At 54.9% G+C, this 24,858-nt stretch carries 27 protein-coding genes; 18 read left to right on the top strand and 9 right to left on the bottom strand.

Annotated elements, in window-relative coordinates:
- Positions 1 to 131 precede the first annotated feature (131 nt).
- Together ACMGGE_RS11165 and ACMGGE_RS11170 are read left to right on the top strand one after the other, a co-directional pair.
- Positions 132 to 872 (top strand): SDR family oxidoreductase, encoded by a 741-nt coding sequence (locus ACMGGE_RS11165; RefSeq protein WP_061715795.1) that lies wholly within the window; start codon positions 132 to 134, stop codon positions 870 to 872.
- Positions 873 to 905: 33 nt separating this feature from the next.
- Entirely contained in the window at positions 906 to 2,600 is a 1,695-nt protein-coding gene (locus ACMGGE_RS11170; protein ID WP_420293755.1) for a thiamine pyrophosphate-binding protein, read from the top strand.
- A gap of 33 nt (positions 2,601 to 2,633) precedes the next feature.
- Here ACMGGE_RS11170 and ACMGGE_RS11175 read toward each other — a convergent pair whose 3' ends face one another.
- Positions 2,634 to 3,332 (bottom strand): GNAT family N-acetyltransferase, encoded by a 699-nt coding sequence (locus tag ACMGGE_RS11175; protein ID WP_420293756.1) that lies wholly within the window; start codon positions 3,330 to 3,332, stop codon positions 2,634 to 2,636.
- Between the two features lie 201 nt (positions 3,333 to 3,533).
- Here ACMGGE_RS11175 and ACMGGE_RS11180 point away from each other — a divergent pair, with 201 nt between their 5' ends.
- The 5 genes from ACMGGE_RS11180 (at position 3,534) to ACMGGE_RS11200 (ending at position 8,566) form a co-directional block, all read left to right on the top strand.
- On the top strand, positions 3,534 to 5,102 hold the full coding sequence (locus tag ACMGGE_RS11180) for an ABC transporter substrate-binding protein (RefSeq protein ID WP_045909643.1): 1,569 nt from the start codon (positions 3,534 to 3,536) through the stop codon (positions 5,100 to 5,102).
- A 97-nt stretch (positions 5,103 to 5,199) separates the two neighbouring features.
- Complete coding sequence (locus ACMGGE_RS11185; protein WP_128301655.1) at positions 5,200 to 6,213, top strand: ABC transporter permease; 1,014 nt, start codon at positions 5,200 to 5,202, stop codon at positions 6,211 to 6,213.
- Complete coding sequence (locus ACMGGE_RS11190) at positions 6,213 to 7,046, top strand: ABC transporter permease (RefSeq protein WP_063621074.1); 834 nt, start codon at positions 6,213 to 6,215, stop codon at positions 7,044 to 7,046. Before ACMGGE_RS11185 ends, ACMGGE_RS11190 begins: the two co-directional genes overlap by 1 nt.
- Positions 7,039 to 7,875 carry an ABC transporter ATP-binding protein gene (locus ACMGGE_RS11195; RefSeq protein ID WP_420293757.1) on the top strand — a complete coding sequence of 279 codons (837 nt, stop codon included), beginning with the start codon at positions 7,039 to 7,041 and terminating at the stop codon, positions 7,873 to 7,875. Before ACMGGE_RS11190 ends, ACMGGE_RS11195 begins: the two co-directional genes overlap by 8 nt.
- The gene (locus tag ACMGGE_RS11200) at positions 7,862 to 8,566 is read left to right on the top strand and encodes an ABC transporter ATP-binding protein (RefSeq protein WP_252073947.1); all 705 of its coding nucleotides are present in this window, start codon (positions 7,862 to 7,864) and stop codon (positions 8,564 to 8,566) included. The genes ACMGGE_RS11195 and ACMGGE_RS11200 overlap by 14 nt, the downstream gene beginning before the upstream one ends.
- Positions 8,567 to 8,643: 77 nt before the next feature.
- Here the strand turns inward: ACMGGE_RS11200 and ACMGGE_RS11205 are convergent, their stop codons facing one another.
- The 4 genes from ACMGGE_RS11205 to budA all read right to left on the bottom strand — a co-directional run bounded on the left by ACMGGE_RS11205 (position 8,644) and on the right by budA (position 12,519).
- A complete protein-coding gene (locus ACMGGE_RS11205) occupies positions 8,644 to 9,117 on the bottom strand; it encodes a cold-shock protein (RefSeq protein WP_045909648.1) in 474 nt (157 codons plus the stop codon).
- A 138-nt stretch (positions 9,118 to 9,255) separates the two neighbouring features.
- Entirely contained in the window at positions 9,256 to 10,026 is a 771-nt protein-coding gene (locus tag ACMGGE_RS11210) for a (S)-acetoin forming diacetyl reductase (protein WP_111967350.1), read from the bottom strand.
- A 20-nt stretch (positions 10,027 to 10,046) separates the two neighbouring features.
- Positions 10,047 to 11,726: an acetolactate synthase AlsS gene (alsS, locus tag ACMGGE_RS11215; RefSeq protein ID WP_420293758.1), complete on the bottom strand. Its 1,680-nt coding sequence runs from the start codon at positions 11,724 to 11,726 to the stop codon at positions 10,047 to 10,049.
- Between the two features lie 13 nt (positions 11,727 to 11,739).
- A complete protein-coding gene (budA, locus tag ACMGGE_RS11220) occupies positions 11,740 to 12,519 on the bottom strand; it encodes an acetolactate decarboxylase (RefSeq protein ID WP_420294189.1) in 780 nt (259 codons plus the stop codon).
- Between the two features lie 105 nt (positions 12,520 to 12,624).
- Here budA and ACMGGE_RS11225 point away from each other — a divergent pair, with 105 nt between their 5' ends.
- From ACMGGE_RS11225 to ACMGGE_RS11275, 11 genes are all read left to right on the top strand, one after another.
- Positions 12,625 to 13,506, top strand: coding sequence for a LysR family transcriptional regulator (locus ACMGGE_RS11225; protein ID WP_262778702.1), 882 nt, complete (start codon positions 12,625 to 12,627; stop codon positions 13,504 to 13,506).
- A 333-nt stretch (positions 13,507 to 13,839) separates the two neighbouring features.
- Positions 13,840 to 14,697 carry a MurR/RpiR family transcriptional regulator gene (locus tag ACMGGE_RS11230; RefSeq protein ID WP_048026913.1) on the top strand — a complete coding sequence of 286 codons (858 nt, stop codon included), beginning with the start codon at positions 13,840 to 13,842 and terminating at the stop codon, positions 14,695 to 14,697.
- Between the two features lie 127 nt (positions 14,698 to 14,824).
- Positions 14,825 to 16,153: an aspartate aminotransferase family protein gene (locus ACMGGE_RS11235; RefSeq protein WP_252077452.1), complete on the top strand. Its 1,329-nt coding sequence runs from the start codon at positions 14,825 to 14,827 to the stop codon at positions 16,151 to 16,153.
- On the top strand, positions 16,150 to 16,704 hold the full coding sequence (locus tag ACMGGE_RS11240; RefSeq protein WP_196364904.1) for a carboxymuconolactone decarboxylase family protein: 555 nt from the start codon (positions 16,150 to 16,152) through the stop codon (positions 16,702 to 16,704). Before ACMGGE_RS11235 ends, ACMGGE_RS11240 begins: the two co-directional genes overlap by 4 nt.
- Before the next feature lie 125 nt (positions 16,705 to 16,829).
- Positions 16,830 to 17,582 (top strand): glutamine ABC transporter substrate-binding protein GlnH, encoded by a 753-nt coding sequence (gene glnH / locus ACMGGE_RS11245; protein ID WP_045909654.1) that lies wholly within the window; start codon positions 16,830 to 16,832, stop codon positions 17,580 to 17,582.
- A 50-nt stretch (positions 17,583 to 17,632) separates the two neighbouring features.
- Complete coding sequence (gene glnP / locus ACMGGE_RS11250) at positions 17,633 to 18,289, top strand: glutamine ABC transporter permease GlnP (protein WP_024906945.1); 657 nt, start codon at positions 17,633 to 17,635, stop codon at positions 18,287 to 18,289.
- A gap of 2 nt (positions 18,290 to 18,291) precedes the next feature.
- The gene (gene glnQ, locus ACMGGE_RS11255; protein ID WP_024906944.1) at positions 18,292 to 19,014 is read left to right on the top strand and encodes a glutamine ABC transporter ATP-binding protein GlnQ; all 723 of its coding nucleotides are present in this window, start codon (positions 18,292 to 18,294) and stop codon (positions 19,012 to 19,014) included.
- Positions 19,015 to 19,035: 21 nt separating this feature from the next.
- Positions 19,036 to 20,067, top strand: a complete 1,032-nt coding sequence (locus ACMGGE_RS11260; protein ID WP_420293759.1) for a C45 family autoproteolytic acyltransferase/hydolase — start codon at positions 19,036 to 19,038, stop codon at positions 20,065 to 20,067.
- Positions 20,068 to 20,298: 231 nt separating this feature from the next.
- A complete protein-coding gene (locus tag ACMGGE_RS11265) occupies positions 20,299 to 20,754 on the top strand; it encodes a hypothetical protein (protein WP_420293760.1) in 456 nt (151 codons plus the stop codon).
- Positions 20,755 to 20,892: 138 nt separating this feature from the next.
- The gene (locus ACMGGE_RS11270) at positions 20,893 to 21,483 is read left to right on the top strand and encodes a hypothetical protein (RefSeq protein WP_111964461.1); all 591 of its coding nucleotides are present in this window, start codon (positions 20,893 to 20,895) and stop codon (positions 21,481 to 21,483) included.
- An 82-nt stretch (positions 21,484 to 21,565) separates the two neighbouring features.
- Positions 21,566 to 21,820, top strand: coding sequence for a hypothetical protein (locus ACMGGE_RS11275; RefSeq protein ID WP_111964480.1), 255 nt, complete (start codon positions 21,566 to 21,568; stop codon positions 21,818 to 21,820).
- Positions 21,821 to 22,093: 273 nt separating this feature from the next.
- Here the strand turns inward: ACMGGE_RS11275 and ACMGGE_RS11280 are convergent, their stop codons facing one another.
- The 4 genes from ACMGGE_RS11280 to ACMGGE_RS11295 all read right to left on the bottom strand — a co-directional run bounded on the left by ACMGGE_RS11280 (position 22,094) and on the right by ACMGGE_RS11295 (position 24,852).
- Positions 22,094 to 22,480 carry a hypothetical protein gene (locus ACMGGE_RS11280; RefSeq protein WP_149366067.1) on the bottom strand — a complete coding sequence of 129 codons (387 nt, stop codon included), beginning with the start codon at positions 22,478 to 22,480 and terminating at the stop codon, positions 22,094 to 22,096.
- A gap of 909 nt (positions 22,481 to 23,389) precedes the next feature.
- Positions 23,390 to 23,671: an SMI1/KNR4 family protein gene (locus ACMGGE_RS11285; RefSeq protein ID WP_420293761.1), complete on the bottom strand. Its 282-nt coding sequence runs from the start codon at positions 23,669 to 23,671 to the stop codon at positions 23,390 to 23,392.
- 142 nt (positions 23,672 to 23,813) lie between these two features.
- Positions 23,814 to 24,398: a hypothetical protein gene (locus ACMGGE_RS11290; RefSeq protein ID WP_420293762.1), complete on the bottom strand. Its 585-nt coding sequence runs from the start codon at positions 24,396 to 24,398 to the stop codon at positions 23,814 to 23,816.
- Positions 24,399 to 24,507: 109 nt separating this feature from the next.
- Positions 24,508 to 24,852 carry a DUF7716 domain-containing protein gene (locus ACMGGE_RS11295; protein WP_196364909.1) on the bottom strand — a complete coding sequence of 115 codons (345 nt, stop codon included), beginning with the start codon at positions 24,850 to 24,852 and terminating at the stop codon, positions 24,508 to 24,510.
- Between the last annotated feature and the right edge of the window lie 6 nt (positions 24,853 to 24,858).

Consider the following 24,858-nt stretch of genomic DNA (forward strand, 5'->3'; position numbering starts at 1 on the left):
TAAGTTTTAAACGAACATCATTTTATTCCCGATACACAATATATCCAAAACCGCGTTAATGAATTTGTCATTATTCATTAACGCTTCTCTGCCTTTTATTTTTTTGCATCACTCAATAGCGAGATAAGATCATGAATAATAGTGCAAACAAGGTTGTTGTTATTACCGGTGCCAGCAGCGGTATTGGTCAGGCGATTGCCCTCCATTTAGCGAATAACGCGTTTTCGCTGGTGCTGGTGGCGCGCCGTCTGGACAGAATTAATGCCCTGGTGGATCAGATTATTCAGCAAGGCGGCAAGGCTATTGCCGTCAAGGCCGATGTCACCCGTCAGGAAGAGGTTCAGCGCGCCATTGACGCTGCCGTTGCCGCCTACCAGCGCGTGGATGTGCTGATCAACAACGCGGGCTTTATGGCTATCGCCCCGCTTAGCGAGCTGAAAACCGACGAATGGGACAAGATGATTGACACCAATCTGAAAGGGGTACTGTACGGCATCGCTGCCGCTTTTCCGGTGTTCCAGCGTCAGGGCAGCGGGCATTTTATTAACGTTGCCTCCGTCGCGGGCATCAAGGTGCTGGCGCCTGGCGGCGTGGTGTACAGCGCCACGAAATTCGCCGTCCGCGCGCTGAGTGAAGGCTTACGTCAGGAGGCGGGTAAAACCCTCCGCACGACGCTTATTTCGCCCGGTGCCGTCGAGAGCGAACTGCAATTCGGCAGTTCTGACGAAGAGAGCAAAAAATTTCTCCATGAGTTTTATAAGCAGGCTATTCCGGCTGAAGCAATTGCCCGCGCGGTTTTATTTGCTATTGAACAGCCTGGCGACGTTGATATTAATGAAATTGTTGTTCGTCCAACGCAGGAAGAATTTTAGCCTGGGTTAAATAATACTGAATGAGGTGTCAGTATGATTAAATCATTAACGTCCTTATCAGATCTCAATATGCGAACGGGTGCCGATATTCTCCTTGAAGTGCTGGAGAGTGAAGGCGTGGAATATATTTTTGGCAACCCCGGTACCACCGAACTTCCGCTCATTGATGCCCTGCTTCGCCATGAAAATATTCATTATATTCTGGCGCTACAGGAGAGCACCGTGGTGGCAATTGCCGACGGCTATGCGAAAGCCTCCGGCAAAACGGGCTTTATCAATTTGCATACCGCCAGCGGTCTGGGGCACGGCATGGGGAACCTCATTAATTCGCGGATCATGAAAACCCCGCTGGTGGTCACCGTTGGACAGCAGGATACGCGGCACTACGTCCGCGATCCGCTGCTGTATGATGATATTGTTTCCATTGGCTCCCCGGTCATGAAATGGGCGCAGGAGGTCACCAGCGCCGACCAGCTCCCGGTGCTGGTGCGCCGCGCGTTTCACGCTGCCAGCTATCCTCCGGCTGGTCCGGTGCTGCTCTCTCTGCCAATGAACGTGATGGAAGAGCTCAGCGACGCCGGGATACAAACGGCCTCTAAAGTGAACTACCACACCGTAGCGGGCTCGCTGGACGAACTGGCCGAAGAACTGAGCCAGGTTACGCCCGGCAGGATCATGATTGTGGCGGGCGATGAGGTGCACTCCAGCGGCTCGACGCAGGAGATTGTCCAGCTGGCGGAAGCGCTCAGCGCCCACGTCTATGGCTCCTCCTGGCCGCTGAATTTGCCTTTTCCCACTCAGCACGCACTCTGGCGGGGCAATATGCCCACCACCGCCAGCGAAATCGCCAGCATCATCAACGCCTACGATGCCGTATTCATCATCGGCGGCAGAAGCCTGATCACCATTTTGTACAGCGAGGGCGAGGCCATTCCGGCGACCTGCGCGGTGTATCAGCTCTCGGCGGATATGCACGAGCTTGGCCGTACGTATGCCACTCGCCTTTCGGTGATGGGGGATATCAAGCTCTCCCTGCACGAACTGTTGCCGAAGCTTGAGCAGCGCCTGATCGCCAGCAGGCTGGTCCACCAGCGGCTGCTGGTTGCGGCCCGCGATGAACGGGAGAAGGAGTGGCAGCAACAGGAGGAACGTCTGGCCGCCGAGCGGCTACGCCCGGCGATCTCCCCGATGGTCGCAGCCTGGGAAGTCATCCGATCCATTCCGGCGGGTACCACCATCGTTGATGAGGCGATAGCGACCGCCAGGCATGTCCGCCGGTTCATCTCTGACCAGCAGCACCAGCGCTACTACTTTATGCGCGGCGGCGGACTGGGCTGGGGGATGCCTGCCTCAGTAGGGCACTCGCTGGGACGCGGACGGGAGCCGGTGGTCTGCCTGATAGGTGACGGAGCCTCCCTGTACTCGCCGCAGGCGCTCTGGACGGCGGCACACGAAAATCTGCCGGTCACCTTTATCGTCATGAATAACAGGGAGTACAACATCCTGAAAAACTTTATGAAGAGCCAGGCTGACTACAGCTCAACGCGGCTGGGGCGTTTTATCGGGATGGACCTGGTGAACCCGCATATCGATTTTCAGTCGCTGGCCACCGCCATGGGCGTCCACTGCTGCCGGGTAACCGAGGCTGCCGATATCGCCGAAGCGGTAACGCGCGGGCTACAGTCAGGAAAAACCAACCTGATAGAAATCGCGATTTCCGCGGATTAGCCTCGCGTTTGCGCTGTACCCTACATAAAAAACTTATAACCGAAACGCCTCAAGACGCTTTATCTGACGCCCGTCGTCGTCAAAATTCTCCGCCGCCAGCCAGGCGCGCAGCTCCGCATCTCTTTGCGGCCATTCGCCGTCAATAATAGAAAGCATATCGCTGTCGCGGTTGCGCCCTTTGCGCACCAGCTTCTGGCGCAGGCGCCCTTCCCAGACAAACCCCAGCCGCTCCGCCGCCCAGCGTGAGGCAACGTTCATCGAATCGCACTTCCACTCCAGCCGCCGGTAGCCGTGCTCAAACGCATTTTTCAGCAGCAGCCACACCGTTTCAGTGCCGATGCGGGAACCTTTCATTTTACGCGACCAGGTGACGTGTCCTATCTCCACCGACCCCAGCAGCCGCTCATTGGCCATATAGCTCACCAGCCCCACCGCCCGTTCGGTGCGTAAGTCAATGACGGCAAATGGCACCAGCTCATCATCCATGACCTTCGCCATGATCCAGTGCGCGGTGGCTTCCACGCTCGTGGGCTGCGTGCTGGCAAGCCACGTCCAGTCGCTGTCGTCGCCCAGCGCATAGGCCTCATAGAGATCGGCCGCGTGGCGATCGGCGTCCAGCGGCTCCAGGCGACAATACTGGCCGAACAGCGGCGTGCGGGTTAACGCGCGCGCGCCTTTCCAGTCGGGAACGATATCGTTAACGGTTTGACCATGTTGATTGATTTCGGGCACGGCGATGACTCCCTGAAAGGTAAGGCATTTGTTATAGCAGGTTAAAAAGCAGGCGAAAAGCAGCGTGTTTTAATAGCCCGAGCGCATGCGATATTCCCGGAAGGCATAAGTAAAGCTGAATTTCGACTTTGTGGAATGTCACAGTCGCCCTAACGTAGCGGAGCATAAAACAATCACAATATATTCTTCTCAGGGATCGCTATGACAAAAAAACTGTTGCCGTTACTGGTGCTGGCTGCGCTCTCAGGCGCAGCCCACGCCGCTACGCCGCCCAACACGCTGGTGGTTGCCCAGGGGCTTGATGATATCGTGAGCCTCGACCCGGCAGAAGCCAACGAGCTCTCCAGCATCCAGACCGTGCCGAGCCTGTACCAGCGTCTGGTACAGCCGGACCGCGATAATCCGGAAAAAATCACGCCGATTCTGGCAGAAAGCTGGGAAGCGGACGCGGCAGCAAAAACCCTGACCATCAAGCTTAAACCCGATGCGAAATTCGCCTCCGGCAACCCGCTGCGCCCGGAAGACGTGATCTTCTCTTATACCCGCGCCGTGACGCTGAACAAATCCCCGGCCTTTATCCTCAACGTGCTGGGTTGGGAGGCGAGCAACATCGCCAGCCAGCTGAAAAAGGTGGACGATCATACCCTCCAGCTTCACTGGACGGCGGACGTCAGCCCGTCGGTGGCGCTGAATATTCTCTCCACGCCGATTGCCTCTATCGTCGATGAAAAAGAGGTCGCCGCGAACGTGAAGGATAATGACTTCGGTAACGCGTGGCTGAAAATGCACTCGGCGGGCAGCGGCGCCTTCAAAATGCGCGTCTATCAGCCGCATCAGGCCATCGTGCTGGAAGCTAACGACGCCGCGCCCGGCGGCGCGCCGAAGCTCAAAAGCATCATCATTAAAAACGTCCCCGATCCGGCTTCACGCCGCCTGCTGATCCAGCAGGGGGATGCGGACGTGGCGCGCGATCTGGGTGCAGACCAGATTAGCGCCCTGGACGGCAAGCCGGGCGTGAAGGTGCTGAGCATTCCGTCCGCCGAGCAGAATTACCTGGTGTTTAACACCGGCAACAGCGCTAACCCGCTGCTGAACAACCCGGCCTTCTGGGAAGCCTCACGCTGGCTGGTCGACTATGACGGCATCACGAAGAACCTGCTGAAAGGCCAGTATTTTGTTCACCAGAGCTTCCTGCCGGTCGGGCTGCCGGGCGCGCTGGAAGACAATCCGTTTAAATTTGACCCGGCAAAAGCGAAAGCCATTCTCGCCAAAGCGGGCATTAAGGACGCGCACTTCACGCTGGACGTGGAGAACAAGCCGCCGTTTATCACCATCGCCCAGTCGATGCAGGCGAGCTTCGCTCAGGGTGGCGTGAAGGTGGATCTGCTGCCTGCCGCCGGGAGCCAGGTCTATGCCCGCGTGCGCGCGAAGCAGCATCAGGCGGCGATTCGTCTGTGGATCCCGGACTACTTCGATGCGCACTCTAACGCCAGCGCCTTCGCGTGGAACGACGGGAAGTCCAGCACCGTGGCCGGCCTGAATGGCTGGAAAATTCCGGAGCTGAACAAGGCCACGCTGGCGGCGGTTGCCGAACCGGATCCGGCGAAGCGTCTGGATCTGTACAAGAAAATGCAGGAACAGCTGCAGCAGAGCTCGCCGTACGTGTTCGTCGATCAGGGCAAAACCCAGATCGTGGTGCGCGATAACGTGAAGGGTTATCAGCAGGGGCTGAACGCGGATATGGTCTGGTACGATCGCGTCACGAAGTAGCCCTTGTTGCCGGGTGGCGCTGCGCTGACCCGGCCTGTGTTCTCGGTTTTTGTAGGCCGGGTAAGGCGAAGCCGCACCCGGCATGAAGAGATTTCCCATGCCACATCTTTCCACCCGCGTGCTTCAGGGCCTGCTGACCCTGCTGCTCACGCTCTTCGGGCTGCTGCTCGTCACGTTTGCGCTCTCGGCGTTTTCACCGGTCGATCGCGTGCTGCAGATCGTCGGGGATCACGCCAGCCAGTCGACGTACGATCAGGTTCGCCACCAGCTTGGGCTGGATCGTCCCCTGCCCGTGCAGTTCTGGCACTACCTGCAAAACCTTGCCCACGGTGATTTGGGCACCGCCAGCGCCACCGGGCAGCCGGTGCTGCAGGATCTGCTGCACGCCTTCCCCGCCACGCTGGAGCTGGCAACGCTGGCGCTAATTATCGGCACGGTACTCGGCGTGATTGCGGGTGTGCTGTGCGCCCGCTACGCCGGTTCGCCACTGGACTTAGCGATCAGAACGCTCACCCTGCTCGGCAACTCGGTGCCGATTTTCTGGCTTGGCCTGCTGATGCTGGCCCTGTTCTACGCGAAGCTGCAGTGGAGCGCGGGCCCCGGCAGGCTGGACGATATCTGGCAGTTCACCGTCGAGCCACGCACCGGCTTTGCGCTGATAGATACCTGGCTTTCCGGCGATCGCGAGGCATTCCGCAACGCCCTCAGCCACCTGGTGCTGCCGGTGGTGCTGCTGGCCTATTACTCGCTGGCAAGCATTACCCGCCTGACCCGCTCCGCCTGCCTCGGCGAAATGAACAAGGAGTACATTCTCCTTGCCCGCGCCAAAGGTGCCGGGGAGATGACCATTCTGCTGCGCCACGTGCTGCCGAACATTCGCAGTACCCTGCTGACGGTGATTGCCCTGGCCTACACCAGCATGCTGGAAGGTGCGGTATTAACAGAGACCGTGTTCTCGTGGCCGGGCATCGGACGCTATCTCACCACCGCCCTGTTCGCCGGAGACACCACCGCGGTCATGGGCGGCACGCTGCTGATTGGCGTCTGTTTTGTGCTGATCAATAACCTTACCGACCTGCTTGTGCGGGCGACCGATCCCAGGGTGCGCTGATGCCGTTTTATCTCTTCTTACGCCGCCTGCGCCGCTCCCCTGCCGCCGTTTGCGGACTGATTGCCATCGTGCTGCTGGTGTTTATTGCCCTGTTCGCCCCGTGGCTGGCACCGGTTGATCCGAACTGGCAGGACGCCGCCGCGCGCCTGCAGGCACCGACCGGCCAGCACTGGCTGGGCACCGACGGCTACGGGCGGGATCTGCTCTCGCGCCTGATTTACGGCACGCGTCCGGCGCTCGGGCTGGTGGCCCTGGTGACGGTTATTACCCTGCCCGCCGGGCTGCTGGTGGGCATTTTGTCCGGCTACTACGGCGGCTGGATGGAGCGTATCCTCATGCGCTTCACCGACGTGGTGATGTCAATGCCGCGCCTGATCCTCGCTTTCGCATTTGTCGCGATGCTCGGTCCGGGGCTGGTCAACGGTGCGCTGGCGCTGGCTTTAACCACCTGGCCTGCCTACGCGCGGCAGGCGCGGAGCGAGATCCAGCGTCTGCGCCACAGCGATTATCTGGCCGCCGCCGAGATGATGGGGATCCGCGGCCTGCGCCTGCTGGTCGGCCATATTCTGCCCCTGTGCCTGCCCTCCGCGATTGTGCGGCTGGCGCTGGATCTGGCGGGGATTATTCTGGCCGCCGCCGGTCTCGGCTTCCTCGGCCTTGGCGCACGGCCGCCCATGGCCGAATGGGGGGCGATGATTGCGGACGGCATGCAGGTCATTTTCGACCAGTGGTGGATTGCCGCCATTCCGGGCGGAGCCATCCTGTTTGCCAGTCTGGCGTTTAACCTGTTAGGCGATGGCCTGCGCGACGTACTGGAGCCACAGCATGACTGAACACCGCGTCATCGTCGATGCGCTGAATATCGACTACCCTGCCGCACGCGTGGTCAACAACCTGAGCTTTACGCTTGGCAACGAGCGGCTGGCGCTGGTGGGGGAATCCGGCTCCGGCAAGTCCATGTCCGCCCGCGCCCTGATGGGCCTGGTGCGTAAACCCGGTATCGTAAGCGCCAACCGGCTTAACGTGCTGGGCAACGACCTGCTGACCCTGAACGCCCGCCGCTGGCAGGCGCTGCGCGGCAACGGCATTGCGATGGTCCTGCAGGATCCGCGTTACGCCCTTAACCCCGTCAAAAGCGTCGCCGCCCAGCTTGATGAGGCGCTCACGCTGCATCAGCGCCTGCCGCGCCCGGAGCGTGCGGCGCGTATTCACGACATCCTCCGCGCCGTCGGGCTGAGCGAGAACGTGCTGTCACGCTACCCCGGTGAGCTTTCCGGGGGCATGGGCCAGCGGGTGATGATTGCGATTGCGCTGATCAACAACCCGCAGGTGCTGATTGCCGACGAACCGACCTCCGCGCTGGATGCGCGCCTGCGCAACCAGATCCTCGAGCTGCTGGTGCAGCAGTGCGAAGAACGCCAGATGGCGATGCTGTTAATCAGCCACGATCTGCCGCTGGTGGCGGAGCACTGCGACCGCGTGCTGGTGATGTATCAGGGCGAAAAGGTGGATGAGATGACAGCGAGCCAGCTCCCGCAGGCGACGCATCCGTACACGCAAACCCTGTGGACCTGTCGTCCAGACGCCCATACTTATGGACAGATGCTGCCGACGCTCGACCGTTCACAGCCGTGGAAGGAGGCCAACGATGGCGCTCGTTGAGGTTAACCAGGTGCAGGTCACCTTCGGGGAAAAAACGGCGGTCTCTGCCGCCAGCTTTAGCATTGAGAGAGGCGAGACGTTCAGCCTGATTGGTGAATCCGGCTGCGGCAAATCGACCCTTCTTCGCGTGCTGGCTGGGCTGCAGCGCGAGTGGCGTGGCAGTATTGCACTGCTGGGAGAAACGTTAACGCCAGGGCGACGTTTTGAAGGCGGGCTTCGCCGCAACGTGCAGATGGTGTTTCAGGATCCGTGGGCGTCGCTGCACCCGAACCACACCATTGCGCGCACGCTGTCGGAGCCGTTAAGCATCCACGGCGAGACGCAGATCGCGGAAAAGGTGGCCAATGCGCTGCACGAGGTGGGGCTCTCCGCCGACGCGGGCAGGCGCTACCCGCACCAGCTTTCCGGCGGCCAGCGTCAGCGCGTTGCCATTGCCCGCGCGCTGCTGCTGCGCCCGCAGCTTCTGTTGCTGGATGAACCGACCTCGGCGCTGGATATGTCGGTACAGGCGGAAATCCTGAACCTGCTTAACCGCCTGAAGGCCGAGCATAAGATGACCTATCTGCTGGTCAGTCACGACGCGGATGTGATTGCCCATATGTCCGACCGGGCGGCATTGATGGCGCACGGGAAGATCCAGAAGGTGTTTGACCGTGAGGCGATGTTACGGGGCGAGCACAGGATGGGTTAAGTGCGTGCGGTGGTGCCCGGTGGCGCGTTGAGGTTTTTCGTAGGCCGGGTAAGGCATCGCCGCCACCCGGCAAACAATTACTTCAGCAGCTTCACCGTGGCATCGATGTCGATCTCATCTTCAGTGAAGATCAGCGTCGTATTCTGGAAGGTGGTGATCGCCAGCTTCTTCACCGTGCGCATTTCGCCCGGTTTTTTATCAGATTTCGGCTTGATGCTGTTCATCAGCAGACCCACCGACAGCACCGCATTTTCTTTGTCGATTTTGGTATCCGCGGGCTCTTCTTCGTTGAACACCACGAAGGATTTGATCGAGGTGAGCTTCACGCGCTCGCCTGCGATATAGAGATGTTTGCTTTCGGGGATCACCTTCACCGCGTAGGCGGAAAGGCCTTTGTTGTTGGTGGTTGGCTCGAAGGTCACCGCGGCATCTTTCTTAATCAGATCGGGGTTCGCGACCTTAATCACATGAAAATAGCGGTTGTCGCCGTTTTCATCTTTGATAAATCCAAAGCCTTTATCTTTAAACCACGTTGTGATTGTACCGTTCATCGCTGTTACCGCCTGTCAGATCGTAATGACTAAAGTTTTGCAGCGCGCAGTGTAATGCACAATGGCGGAGGAGACAAAAAAAAGCCCCTGCACGGGTGCAGGGGAAAACTCATGTCAGAGCTTATTAGTATTGAATTTTTAGTTGAACACCATCCCACCATCGATGAGCAGCGACTGGCCGGTCATGTAGTCGGAATCCGGTCCCGCCAGGTATGAAACGCAGGCAGCGACATCTTCCGGTTCGGACAGGCGGCCAAGCGTGATGCGTTTGGCAAAGGTTTCGGTCCCGTAGCCCAGCGGTTTACCCGCCGCCTCGGAGACCTGACGGTCGATCTCTGCCCACATCGGCGTTTTCACGATGCCCGGGCAGTAGGCGTTAACGGTGATCCCCAGCGGCGCAAGATCCCGTGCGGCGGTCTGGGTTAAGCCGCGTACCGCAAATTTACTGGAACTGTAGACGGCCAGCTCCGGGTTACCGGTGTGACCCGCCTGGGAGCAGGCGTTGATGATTTTGCCCCCGTGCCCCTCTTTGCGGAACGCGTCAATCGCGGCCTGGATCCCCCAGATCACCCCTTTCACGTTAATGTTGTAGACCTTGTCGACAATCTCCGGCGTGATGGACTCGATCGGCGTGGACGGCGCAACCCCGGCGTTGTTAACGATCACGTCGAAGCCACCCAGCGCGGTGCGGGCTTTCTCCACAGCCGCAAATACCTGCTCGCGGTCAGAGACGTCCACCTTCACGGCGACGGCGTTACCGCCGTTACGGATAATTTCATCGGCCACGGCTCTGGCCGTTTCCGCGTTATAGTCGGCAATGGCGACGGCAAACCCATCCTTCACCAGGCGAAGCGCAATCGCTTTACCAATCCCCTGGCCTGAGCCTGTTACGAGAGCAACTTTTTGCATTTCTCTGTCCTTATGTTGAGTCACAAAATCTGGCTGAGATGGAGCTGGCCCATCAGCAGCGGGTTATCGCTGTAGTCGACGGGAATGGCCACCACGGCCGGGCCATCCACATCCATCGCCGCACGCAGCGTAGGTTCGAGCGCGTCGGCGCTCTCCACGGCAAAGCCTTTCGCGCCAAAGGCGTCGGCATAGACTTTGAAATCGACCGGGCCGAACTCGACGCCGGAAAGACGCTGGTATTTTTTCTCTTCCTGAATGGCAACCATGTTGTAGCCGTTATCCACCCAGATGATGTGCAGCACGTTAGCGTTGAGGCGCACCGCGGTTTCCAGCTCCATGCTCGACTGCAGGAAGCCGCCGTCACCGGAGACCGACACCACCTTGCGGCTCGGGTTGACCAGCCACGCGCCAATGGCCCACGGCAGCGCGACGCCCATGGTCTGCTGGCCGTTGGAGATCATCACCTGACGCGCCCGGAAGCTGTAGAGGTAGCGGGCGATCCAGATGTGGAAGCTGCCCATATCCACGGTGAGCGTCACGTCGTTATTGACGATGTCTTGCATGGCCCGCACGATGCGCAGCGGATGCAGGGCAAACTGATTAAGCGAGGCGCCGCGACGATCGAGCAGATCGCGCTGATGCTGGCGATCGACCAGAATTTCGGAGGCCCGCTGGCTCAGCTCAAGCTTGTGGTCGATACGGTTAGCGAGCTGATTCAGCGTTTCGGCGATGTCCCCCACCAGCTCCAGATCCGGCACGTAGTTACGTTCTTCATAGGCTGGCAGCACATCAATGTGCACCAGCGTGGCGTCGCCGCTGTTCCACATGGACGGCTCGTACTCCACCGGGCTGTAGCCGATGCAGATAATCAGATCCGCCAGATGGAGTAGCCGGTCACCCGCCTGGTTATTGAACAGACCGACGCGTCCGGCGAAGCGGGTGAAGTGCTCCTGGTTCACCGCCCCGGCGGCCTGATAGGTGCTGGTGACCGGAATTCGGCTTTTCTCCAGCAGCTTGCGCAGCGCGGCGCTGTTGGCGGGCTGGCTCGCCATCAGCCCCAGCAGGATGACCGGGTTTGTGGCCTTTTCGATAAGCTTCGCCACGTCGTTGATGGCGGATTCCGGAGCCGGCCCCATCAGCGCGGGACCGCTGGCGGGTAAAATCGCCCCCGTGGCGGGCTGGTCGACAATATCCTGCGGCAGGCTGACGAATGCGCCCCCCGGCCTGCCGTGCTCGGCGGCGCGAAACGCGTTGGAAACCACCTCAGCAATCGCGTCCGGCGCACTCACCTCCACGGCGTATTTGGTGACCGGGCTGAACATGGCGACGGTGTCCATGCTCTGGTGCACCAGCTTGGCTTTATCCGCCCGCTTCACTGCCCCGCCCAGCGCCACCACCGGGTCGCCTTCGCTGTTGGCGGTGGCAATGCCGGTGATCAGGTTGGAACAGCCGGGCCCGGAGGTCACCAGCGCCACCCCGGCCTTGCCGGTCAGACGCCCTACCGCCGCCGCCATAAACGCCGCGTTGGCCTCGTGGCGCACCGGAATAATCTCGATGGAGGAGTCCAGCAGGGAATCAAAGACCTTGTCGATTTTCGCCCCCGGGATCCCGAATACCTGCTTCACGCCCTGCGCTTCCAGCTGGCCGACAACCAAATCGGCGCCGTGCGCCCACTGACGTGACTGTTTCTCACTGTTCACGGTAGTTCTCCTGTTAGTTTTCGACGGCACGGATCGCCGCATCCAGATTGCTGAGGTGAAGGTTGGCCTGTAAAAACGCGCTATCGGCGGGCAGGTCGATCATCAGCTTGTGAATTTCACCGAAGGTGAGCACGCCGCTCTCCAGCTGGTAGTCGAGCAGATGCCCCCCGCCCTGACGGTCGTCGGTAATGAAATGTTCGTGGTAGCCCGCCACGTTGATGCCCTGCATATGCTGCGGCGTGCGGAACCCGACCAGCACCCCTTCGCGCTGGTTAAAGCGGAACACCGGCTGGTCGTCCAGCACGTCGGTCATCGCGCGGTAAGGCGGCTTCTGGCGCGGTACTGTGCGGGTGTGGGCATGGCGAAAGTTGCCGTCAATACGCAACGCGCAGAACAGGTTATCGGAGGGGATCTGCTGGTCGATCGCATCGTGGATCTGCTGACGGCTGACCGGCGCATTGAAGGTGATCCGATACTGCGGCTGGAACCAGGTCATCACCGCAAACGGTGTTTTTTGCTCCGGCTTCGCGGCCCGGGCGCTGCCGTCGGCGCGCAGTTGGTACACCTGGCTGCTGAAGGCGATCATTTCGCCGTCCAGCTCGTTGAAGGTGCCCAGACCAAAGTCACCGTGTGCCAGCAGATCGGCGATGGTGGTCTCTCCTTCATACACGCCGCTTAGCAGGGCGCTCATTAGCGATGTCTGATAGATCACGCTGTCAGGATGCTGAGCAGAGAACCCGCGCAGGGTCTCGCACAGACTGGCTTCACAGTCGCAGGCAGATGAATGCACCATCATGCTCGTCCTCTTCAACTTTATTTAGAAAGGTTAAATAAATGTTGACCCGATTCAGCAGAGAGTTCCAATATAGAAACCATGCTGGTTTGAGACGTTTTAGATATGGAACTTCGTTATCTGCGGTATTTTGTCGCGGTTGCACGCGAGCGACACTTCACCAGGGCGGCCGAAGCGCTGGGTATTTCGCAGCCTCCTCTGAGTCAGCAGATCAAACGGCTCGAAGAGGAAGTGGGCACGCCGCTGTTCAGGCGCCTGACGCGGGGTGTGGAGCTGACCGAAGCGGGAGAAGCCTTCTATGAGGACGCCTGCAAGATCCTGGCGCTGAGCGATGCCGCGCTGGAGAAAGCCCGCGGCATCGCGCGCGGGCTGAACGGCAACCTGTCGATTGGCATCACCAGCTCCGACGCTTTTCATCCCAAAATCTTTGCCCTGATTCGCCAGTTTCAGGTGCAGAACATGGCGGTGCAGGTTCATCAGGTGGAAGCCAATATGTCGTCGCTGACGACGATGCTGGCGGAGGGTGAACTGGATATCGCCTTCGTGCGCCTGCCGTGCGAGAGCAGCAAGGCGTTCGAGTTAAAAATCCTCGACCGGGAGCCGATGGTGGTGGCGCTGCATCGCGATCATCCGCTGGCGACGTGCGATTCGCTGGCGTTAGAGCAGCTTCGGGATACGCCGGTGGTGCTGTTCCCGCAGGAGGTCGCGCCGGGCCTGTACGACCGGGTTCACGGCTGCTGCGAGCGGGCCGGGATTGACGTGCAGCACGCGCTGCAGTCGTCGCAGCTTTCCTCCTCCCTGAGCATGGTTTCCGCAGGCGGCGGGTTTGCGCTGGTGCCGAAATCCATGGCGGCCATATCTCCGCCGAATGTCACCTATCACACGCTGAGTTCACCGGAGCTGTATACCGACATCGCGCTCTGCTGGCGCCGTTTTGAACGCTCGCGGACGGTGAAGCGGTTTTTGACGATGCTGAGCGAGGGGTGACGGCCGTGCTGCTGTGCCCGGCGGCGCTGCGCTTGCGCGGGCCTACGGTTCGTGTCGCTTTTCTTTTGTAGGCCGGGTAAGGCGTAGCCGCCACCCGGCAATGCCAGTCTCCGGTGTTAACTCCAGATATCGTTCTCTGCTATGGCTTAAGAGGACAATTTTGGCGTTCAGGATGGTTTCGCACGTCTGATACCCCTGTTCAGTTCCCCGTTGACTTATTTGCGCTGTGTTTTCATCATCCGTTTCCGGGACAACGCGAGTCCATTCAGTCTGCGAAGATCGAACGTCACTTGACAACAGCAGCGCTAACCTTAAACAGCGGGACTATTTGCTATGAATCCAAGGGAAAATATTGTCAGTACATTCAGTGAGTTGTCTGCGGAATTACAGCGTGCTGCCGAGTTCTCGCTACAGAATACCAATCAACTGGTCGTGCTATCGATGCGTGCCTTCGCCAGTGAAGCCGGTGTAAAACCCGCTACGCTGCTGCGGCTAGCGCAACGATTAGGCTACAACGGCTGGGGTGAACTCAAGGACGCATTCATCGATGAACTCGGGCTGCGCAATGATACATATGTATCCAAAGCCGAGAAGCTGATCGCCAAAGGCACTCAGCCGCAGCTGTATGAAGAGGTGTTTCAGGCACATCAGGCCAATTTGGCTTTCACACAGCATGAGAACCATCAGGCCATGGAGCAGGCCGTATCGCTGCTGGATGCGGCTGAGAATGTCTATATTTGCGGCTTCCGGGCCAGCTTTCCTATCGCCTGGTCGCTGTTTTATGTCTATCGACTGTTCAATCGGCAGGCGTCGTTAATTGATGGTCTGGCGAGCAATATCGAGGTGTTCACCCGCGAATTAACAGCACAAGATTGCCTGTTACTCACCAGTTTTGCCCCCTATTCCCGTGAGTCGCTCGATGTCCTGCGCGCGGCCCAGCAGGCAGGCGCGACGATCGTTGCCATCACGGATTCTCCCGTCTCGCCATTAGCCCAGGCTGCCGATTGCACGCTGCTGTTCTCTATCGACAGCCCGTCGTTTTTCCCCTCCGTGGTGTCCGGCATGGGGCTGGCCGAGTGTTTACTGGCGATGCTGGTCGCGCGCCATGGTCGAGATGCAGTGAATAAAATCGAAAATGCTGAACGCTACCTTATTAACTCTGGTGCCTATGTGGTGCCCGGGAAACCCTGAAAAATAATTCATTTGCATCCGGCATAAGAAAACCGAATACATTTGAATCAAAATGAAATTGACGTGATACAAATGAATCCTGCATGATGCGCTTCATTAGCACAGCGCATTCAGGAGCAGGACCAGCATGACCCATATCATTCACCGCAGTCTACGCAGCACGCCCGCCGTGGCGGTACGCGCCCAGGGGGCGTACATTTTTGATGCACAGGGAAAACAGTATCTGGATGCCTGCGGTGGCGCCGCCGTTTCCTGTTTAGGCCACGCGCATCCTGACGTGCTGGCTGCGATGCATCGCCAGATCGATCAACTGGCCTATGCCCACACCAGTTTTTTTACCAGCGACACCGTTGAGCAGCTTGCTGAACAGCTGACGCGCACGGCGCCTGGCGATCTTAACTATGCCTATTTCGTTTCGGGCGGTTCGGAAGCGGTCGAAACCGCGCTCAAGCTGGCGCGCCAGTATTTTGTTGAGATCGGCCAGCCGTCGCGCACCAAGTTTATCGCCCGTAAGCAGAGCTACCATGGCAATACCCTTGGGGCGCTCGCGGTGGGAGGCAACGAATGGCGCCGCCGCCAGTTTGCTCCCTTGCTGATCGACGTGATACGCGTTTCGGCCTGCAATGAGTATCGCGACCGCCGCGCTGACGAAACCCAGCAGCAATACACCACGCGTCTGCTCAATGAGCTGGAGCACGCCATTATTGAGGCCGGTCCCGACACCATTATTGGTTTCTGCGCAGAAACCGTGGTGGGGGCCACCACCGGCGCCACCCCGCCTACCCCGGGCTATCTTAAAGGTGTACGCAACCTGTGTGATAAATATGGCATCCTCTACATCGCGGATGAAGTCATGTGCGGCATGGGACGCACCGGCACATTGCATGCGTTCGAACAGGATGATGTAGTGCCGGATTTGGTGACCATCGCGAAGGGGCTGGGGGGCGGCTATCAGCCGATTGGCGCAGTATTGGCGAGCGAGAAGATTGTATCAGCGCTACAGGCCGGTAGCGGTCTGTTCCAGCACGGGCACACCTACATTTGCCACGCGACCGCCGCGTCCGCAGCCCTGGCCGTGCAGCAGGTGATTGCGCGCGATAATTTGCTGCAGGCGGTCAGGCAACAGGGGGATTACCTGCACAGCGCATTGCATGAAGTGCTGGGGGAATTACCGCACGTCGGTGATACGCGTGGACGCGGCTTGTTTGCGGGCGTTGAGCTGGTACGCGATAAAGAGAGCAAAACCCCCTTCGATCCTGCCCTGAAGCTGCATGCAGCCATCAAAGCAAACTGTATGTCACGTGGGCTGATGGTCTATCCAATGGGTGGAACTATTGACGGGCAGTATGGCGACCATATCCTGATCGCACCACCGTTTATCGTCACGCCTGGCCAGCTCGACTTTGTGGTCGACACGCTGAACACCGTGATTCGCGAAGAGACCAGCAAATTATGATCAATCGTTTACCGCCGCTGGCGGAGCATGAGTGGGACGACCAGCAGCGCGCGTTGGCCGAAGAGATAATCAACGGGCCCCGCGGTGCGCTGCTGCCACCTTTCGAGCCGCTGCTGCGCAGCCCAGAGCTTATGGCGCATGCACAACGCATGGGGGAATACCTGCGTTATCGCAGCGCACTGGGGCAGCGCCTGTCTGAACTGGCGATTTTGATGACCGCGCGGCACTGGTCGCAGCCTGTGGAATGGGCGATTCATGCGCCGATAGCGCGCGAGAAAGGTATATCTGCCGCGGCGGTGCAGGCGATTAATGAAAAGCGTCTTCCAGAGGATCTGCTGCCGGATGAGTGGGCGGTCTATCACTTTTGCAAGGAGTTGCAGGAGCAGCAGAAGGTCAGCGATGCCACCTGGCAGCACGCTATCGCGCTGTGGGGCGAGAAAGGCGTGGTGGACCTGATCGGCATCAATGGCTATTACAGTTTTCTCTCAATGGTAATGAACGGCGCACAGACGCCGGTACCCGACACCCGGGATGAGATTATTCCCGCATAAGCTTTCGCTTTAAATTTGGCGCATGAAAGTGCGCCCTGCATATCAACATTTTATTTCCCCACCCCGCAGATGTATTTCGCCGGGTGACATTCATGCACGCTACTTCACTGACGCCGAGGGTTATCATGTCTGGATTATTAACTAAATTAAAAGTTACGTTAGCGCTGGTCGCTTGCTCCGCCAGTTTTGTGGCACAAGCGCAGGATAAATTAACGGTTGGCGTGGATACCGCCTTTGTCCCCTTTGAATTTAAACAAGGCGATAAATACGTCGGCTTTGATATTGATTTGTGGGATGCCATCGCCAAAAAAATGGATGTCAGCTACGAATTACGCCCGATGGACTTCGGGGGACTGATTCCGGGTTTGCAATCACGTAATCTGGATGTCGCCATGGCGGGCATTACGATAACCGACGCGCGTAAACAGGTCGTCGATTTCAGCGACGGTTATTATGATGCTGATTTATTAATGGCAGTGAAAAGCAGCGATAATACCATTACTAAATTCAGCGATTTAGCAGGAAAGAAAGTGGGATTAAAGCAGGGAACGGCGGCGGCCAGCTTTATGAAAAGCAAATATAAGGCGAACTATGTTGAATTCCCAAATATCGACAACGCCTATCTTGATTTGCAGGCAGGTAACCTTGATGCCGTGGTACATGATTCCCCCAATGTGCTCTATTACGTAAAAACGGCGGGTGATGGCAAAGTGAAATCGACCGGCGAGACTGACAGCATTCTGCCGCAGCACTACGGTTTTGCGATGCAGAAGAACAGCAGCCTGACGCCGAAGATCAACGCCGCACTGCAGGCGTTACGTGCGGACGGAACTTACAACAAGATTTACGTGAAGTGGTTTGCTAAACAGCCAAAATAATCCCGCCAGGTCGGAGCGATCCGACCTCGTTGCATCTTAACGGGTAACATATGAATTTCGACAGTAAATATATTTGGGAGTCCCTGCCGCTGCTGTTGCAAGGACTACAGCTGACGCTGATTATTTCATTATCAGGTTTATTGGGTGGTTTTGTTATTGGCCTGCTGGCGGGAACCTGCCGGGCGCTCGGAGGGAAAATATCAAAAACCGTCTCGTTAGTCTTTGTCGAGTTAATTCGCGGCACGCCGATTATGGTGCAAGTGATGTTTATTTACTTCGCACTCCCCATGGTGTTACCGATTCATATTGATCCGGTGACGGCAGCCATTACGACTATTGTGATTAACTCAGGTGCTTATATTGCAGAGATCACCCGAGGAGCGATTCTCTCTATCAATAAAGGATTCAGAGAGGCCAGCCTGGCAATGGGATTATCCCAGCGCAGCACGCTATGGCATGTCATTATGCCGCTGGCATTACGCCGTATGATCCCTGCGTTGGGTAATCAGTGGATTATCAGTATTAAAGACACCTCGCTGTTTATTGTGATTGGTGTGGCGGAATTGACTCGTCAGGGGCAAGAAATTATTGCCGGTAATTTCCGCGCGCTGGAAGTCTGGACCGCAGTGGCAATGATTTACCTGCTGGTGACGCTGTGCCTGAGTTTCCTGCTGAAGCAACTGGAGAAGAGGATCCATATTTTATGAGCATGGTTGAATTTAGCGCAGTGTCGAAAAATTTCGGCGCCACTCAGGTGCTGCACGACATCAATTTAAAAATTGACGCTGGCGAAGTCGTGGTGATCATCGGCCCTTCCGGTTCGGGCAAATCGACGCTGCTGCGCTGCATTAACAAGCTGGAGGAAATTTCCTCCGGCACGCTGCTGGTAGCGGGAATGCATATTACCGATCCTCACGCTAACGAATGTGATATCCGCCGTGAAGCCGGGATGGTGTTTCAGCAGTTTCATCTGTTCCCCCATCTGACGGCGCTGGAGAATGTGATGTTTGGTCCGGTTCGCGTACGCAAACAGAGCAAAGCCGCCGCGCGGGAACAAGCGCTGGCGCTGCTGGACCGCGTTGGCTTACGCGAACGCGCCAGTCACTACCCATCAGAGCTCTCTGGCGGTCAACAGCAACGCGTGGCCATTGCCAGAGCCCTGGCGGTGAAACCGAAAATGATGCTGTTCGATGAGCCGACCTCAGCGCTGGATCCCGAATTACGGCATGAGGTGCTGAAAGTCATGCGCTCGCTGGCCGAAGAAGGCATGACCATGGTGATTGTGACCCATGAAATCGGCTTCGCCCGCGATGTGGCATCCCGGCTCATCTTTATTGATGGCGGTACCATTGCCGAAGATGGTCCACCTGATATGCTGCTGAATAGCAGTCGCAATCCCCGCCTGAAAGAATTTTTGCAACACGTATCCTGAACAGAAGTGAATGATAACACTATGAAAAAAATCGACATTCGTGGTTCCGCTTTTGCAGTAGGTCAAGCGCTTGGCGCGTTCGGACGCGAGGCCTGGCATGCAAAACTGACGCAAACGGCGTTGTGGCAAACCGTTACCGCCATGAAAGACGCAGAACAGACCCGGAGCATGCGCTCGCGGGTTCAGTCTCAGTATCCCCTGATCTGGCAGGAGCTGGAGGGATTGGCCGAGGGTCTGGATGCACCGTTTGATGAGGTGTTTGCCTGGAACTGCCGCGGCGATCTGGTGCGCTCAACCTCTGATGGCTGCACCACGGTAGCGGGAAGCACCGCGGAGGGAGAGCTGATTATCGCGCATAATGAAGACGGTTTCCCGCAGCTTCGCAATGACTGCGCCATCGTCAGCATCACCCCGGATGACGGCCTGGCGTTCACCAGTTTTGCTTATCCGGGATCGATTTGCGGACACACCTTCGCCGTAAACGAAAAGGGCGTGGTGAATACGGTGAATAACATACGCGCTTTGCACCGTCCGGACGGCATGCCGCGCCAGATACTTGCCCGCGCTGCACTGAATGCCGCCAGCCTGGATGAAGCTATCACTATACTGACCTCATCACCACGCGCCGGAGCCTTTCATCATACGCTGGGACAAATGGGAGACCGTCGTCTGTTTAGCGTGGAGGCGACGGGAACAGGCTGTTCCGTCACGCCGCTGCGGGACGTTTTCGCCCATGCTAATCACCTTATCCACCCTCAGCTTGATGCTGTTGAGCAGGTGATCACTGACAGCTCCCGGTCACGCCAGCAGCGGCTAAACGCCTGGGTGGAGACGCAATCTCACTTGGATGGTGCAGCGGCTCTGGGGATTCTTTCAGACCAGCATGATCCCGCGCTCCCGATTTATCGTCTCTCGCCACACGACCCGGATGAAGAGAACACGCTGGCCACGGCCATTTTTACCCTGAGTACGTCGCAGATAAAATGGCAGATATTCACACACGATCGGCAAAAACCCGTTTTACAGCAGGAATGCCCGGCGGCGCTGCGCTAGCGCGGGCCTACAGGGCTGTGATTTTTGTAGGCCGGGTAAGGCGTAGCCGCCACCCGGCAATGCCCTTCTGGAAGCCGCCTCGCAAACCTGCAAGCAACCTTATGTAATTCAGGGGCATCCCCTTTCCTTCCTTTTTTCACCGCCGTAAAGTGCCTGCGTTGCGGCACATCCGTAACCGGGCGTAGGAACCCGTTAGCATAACATGACATTTTTAGACAAAGAGGATGCTAAATGGCGACTACCCCTGAATTTTCCTACGCGCTTTCTGAGGAAAGCGCTGTTCATCAGCTCATCACCCACCCCATTTCCGATTCTGCGGATCTCTTCGAACTGGCCGATGCCTGCGCCGCTTACGTAAGCGTACTGGTGGAAACTGACGATGCGGTGACGTTTGCCGCGCTTTGTAAGCAATTACTGGCTGCGCTCAAACGGCTGCGCGAGTGCTGTGACTCGGAAATTCCGCCGTATCTGGTTGAACAGCTGATTGCGGGGGAAAAGATTGCTTCCTGCGTGCCGGACTGCTGGCAAGAGACGACGTTGCAGGTGGATTATGCCGTAGCGTTAACGCTGGCGGTGATGGGCGGGACGCTCCCTATAAACGTGGCGAAAGAACTGACCGGACTGCTGCATGATATGGTCTGGCTGCTGGCGGAGTTTGTGAAGGAGCCTTATATCGCAGCGCACTGAGATGGGTGATGTAAGGCTGGAATTCTGCTGCTGCGGATGGGGGAGCATTTCGGCCAGATACCCTCTCTTTTCCTGGTTATTGCTTGCGGAACGCCATCTGATACTCTGGCTGCACTCAAGGGATGACAAGGAAGAGAAATGCTGAATCCTGGATTCGTAACCCGCAAAGCGCTTGCTCAGTGGCAGGATGTCCCCGCTTTTTTACCTCAGTTCCAGTTTCATGAAAAACACCGAACGGTCATTCATACTGCGCATCCCGAACATATTCTGCCGTTGATTGCAAACTTTGACGTCCGGCAAGATGTCGTCATTCGGCGGCTGATGTTTTTACGTCAATTACCGCAGAAATTTCTGCGTAATCAGCAGGCTAACTCCATCGGCAACTTTGGCTTGCACAGTTTTACCCTTTTGAAAAACTCAGCATCTGAGCTCTGCTATGGCTTGCGAGGACAGTTCTGGCGTTCAAATTTTGGTCTGGAAAAAGTACCGGATGTCAGCGCTTTTCAGACGTCAGTGACGCCGGGCAGCGCGACATTGTTGCTGCGCTATCAAGTAACGGAATTGGCGCCAGGGCAGCATGAACTCAGTACAGAAACGTTCGTATATTGCCCGGACAGAAGCACCCGGCTCAGAATGGCGGCTTACTGGCTGGCAATACGGGCGGGCAGCGGCTGGATCCGTAAAAGGACGCTGAAGGCGGTCAGAGCGAATATTGAAAGTCAGACGTGAGGTGTACCTGAGAAATATTCCGAAAGGGAACCTCACGGGAATATTTTCCTGAACATTTATGGGTAGAACAATGGAGGTTTTGATGAATAAACGCGCTATTGCCTGTTTGCTCTTACTCAGTTCATTCGCTGTAAATTCTGCTGATGGCGGTAAGGGTGGTGATGGAGGAAATGGCTCTGATGGCGGAAGCGGTTCTGATGGTACCGTCTCATCTAATGGCCGAGCGGGTTGTCCGGGCGGAACAGATCCGGATCCATCGGGGCATTTTTATCTTCCCGGTACAAAAAAACAATGCAACCCGGGGAAGCAGGATGCAATGAAGAGCGCCAGGCAATGAGATAAAGCGTCACAATACGCTAGCTCATCCTGATTCTGTTTCCTTACCTGCCTCCAGCTCCCGGAAAAATGTTTAGCAACGTAAAAGATAGGCATCACGACGACACCAACAGATAAGCGTTTATGGAAAGCTTCTCCATGAAAAAAAAAGAACCACCTGAGCGCTTATCACGAAAAATCGATTTTGACCACTTTGGGCAGCACGAGATTGAAAAGAGCTATCGATCCAGCGTGATTTTGACAATAATATCGACCTTATCTGGGATCGGTAAATTCATCCTTTAGTTAAGCGTCTATTCACTATGTCATTTACATAATGTTCAATCGAAATATTGTGCTCACGATTAATCTTAGAAATGAATGCGTTAAGATGCTCTTGCGATGCATGAAGGGTAGTGGCAATAAGGTTATCAAAATCGTTCTGTGTAAAATGTTTATGTCCCTTTAACGTCGAGCGCTGGAGCAAAGTGTGTGCGGACACTTCCAGGACGGCCCGCCGGTAATGATCGGACAACAGGATGTCAAGATCGGTCTGACGAATATCAAACTCAAAATGAAAACTGACAAACCCCGATTCAACAGGTAATGAATAAATCAATTTGTCACCTAATTGCTCAACGTAAGGTTCATATCCTTCTCCCATTACTCGCGTAGTATGCATATAATCCCTCTCTTTTCATGCATTAGATTAATTACACTTAAATAAATACATAGTATTACTATTTTAAAGATCGAGAAAATCATTCCGGTATGTATCAGCCATTTCAAACACAGTATACTCTTTACCCGATTCTGCAAGGCCGTACAAAGACTCAAGCGTATCGTTTCCTTGATCATCAGACCATAGAGATGGTTGTAACACTTTGAAAAAAATATTTATATTAAAAAGAACAGAAGCGCCAAAATGAAGTAAATAGGCACGATAACTTTCAGGGATTAGCCCTATTGATGCTTCTAATGTATTTAAACACTTTATAAATTCATCTGATGGTAATGATGCCGGCTTCGCTCCAAAGCGCTCTAATTTTTTAACATTTTCCTTTCCTCCTCATATCAGATGCGGAGCCAATATGCTGCACATTGTCATGAAGATCTCTTGGGACAAGAATTATAGTATTCGCACTAAGATGATTTGGAGTAAGCATTTTTCCCTTAACAAATTCTGAGCCGCTTTCTGTGTAATGCCTTTTTTCTATGCAATGGCATTATTACCAATGGTAAAATACAAGCATATCTGTCATTCTTTTTATTACTGTTTATCTATTTACTAACATCTAAATTTAAAAAATAAACCATGATCATATTCTGATTATGGATTTATTTTGAAATATCATAAATCAACAGTTACATTCATTCCTGCATCAAGAGATGCCTCACAAATTTCCTTGTATAATTCCGTAAAACTATTAGTAATTTCATAGATATTGCCGCACTCATTTTTCTCAGCGATTTCAAACTCTTGGATATCATCCTCAGCATGTAGATGTGTTCTGTCCCAATAATACACACCTTGGCTTTCACTGCCATTTAATATAAGGTAAAAATCACCTCCAGGATCATTACCAATAATTTACTTATCATCAATGAAATCAAGTTCACTTAAAAAATCTTCATTTTGACGAAAAATGTCGTGGTTTGGATTTTTCATATTTATTCCAAAAAGGGCATTAAAAGCGATAACCCCGTCATCGACACCTTCATACTCCAACTCACAAAAATCCGGAGATTTTACAACAAAGCCATTTTTCAACCTGAAAAATTCTTTATAATCTTCAGGTAAACTGATTTTGAATTTCCTCTCCAAAACTTTAATTTCATCTTTATTTGCAGGTTTACCATATGAAATAGGCATAAGCTCTCCTTGCAAAGGTCATGACTTAGTGATCTTAGATACTCCACCTCTATTATGGAAAAATCGATGGTAGTAATTAAAGCCGGAACTTAATGGTTTCCGGCATATTCCATTCATTTATCTAAATAAAAAAACATGTGTCCTAGCCATAAAAATAATCATAGAATGCATTAAAACTTTCATTACCGATAAGAGGCACAATTCTTTTCCGCAACTCATCAATAAAGTCATCTTTCACTTCGTCATTATCATCTGCTATATCAAAGATATCGTATTGACCATATACCAAATCAATAAGCTCAGCCAATGAAAATATAAATCCAGAGAGACTGCCAGCTATTTTAAATGGTTCAATTACATCATAACTAGCATAGACAGAGGTATTCCCTTCATCGATAACCGCAATTATAGGTTTACCTCCACCTAAATCATCACCAAAAACAAGATAATTATCTGGTAAGTATTCATAACCACTATTAGCCTTCAAGAGTTCACTGACTGAGTGAAGTTTAATTGGCGTGAATCCTGTTTCAATCTTTAATTTTTCAGGATTATAATTTTTATATAAAAATTCCACCTCTGTCGAACGAGGTAAGTTGGACGGGAAGGCATTGTCCAGATCATTGACGGTGCTGAAACTCCCTGACAGCGAGTATTTATTGCAAATGACAATAAGTTGTTTTAATGCTTTTTCAATCTCATTCACAATGGTCTCAGACGCATCCATAAATATAGCCCTCAGTAATAACCAATTAATTCAAAATAACATTCTCAGTATGTGCTAACTTCAAACAAGTTAAGTAAATAAATTTTTAATTAATCTCTCGCTCTTTAAATCAAAGCTCTATGAAATTATCGTTCTCGAGATAAAAATTTAAACCTGATATGAAATCCTCTACAGATGGCTTTTCTCTTTGGATAGAGATATTATATAATACATCTATAAATTGCTCTCCATAGAAAAAGAGCTCTAGCGAATTTTCGACAACAAAATCAGGATATAATTCCTCATCGTCATCACTAATGACAGGATAGTTATCTAAATAACAAACAAGCTTTTCTTTAGCAAATGCTTCATATTCTTTTGTATACACACAAAAATTATCTAATGTACACCCACCCATAATTTTATATATTAAGCCATCTAACCCGTACGCTTTTCTGTATTCTAACCGATTCATACGCAC

Origin of the sequence: Enterobacter sp. BNK-22 (assembly GCF_048684805.1) — a bacterium.
Lineage (GTDB): Bacteria > Pseudomonadota > Gammaproteobacteria > Enterobacterales > Enterobacteriaceae > Enterobacter > Enterobacter quasiroggenkampii.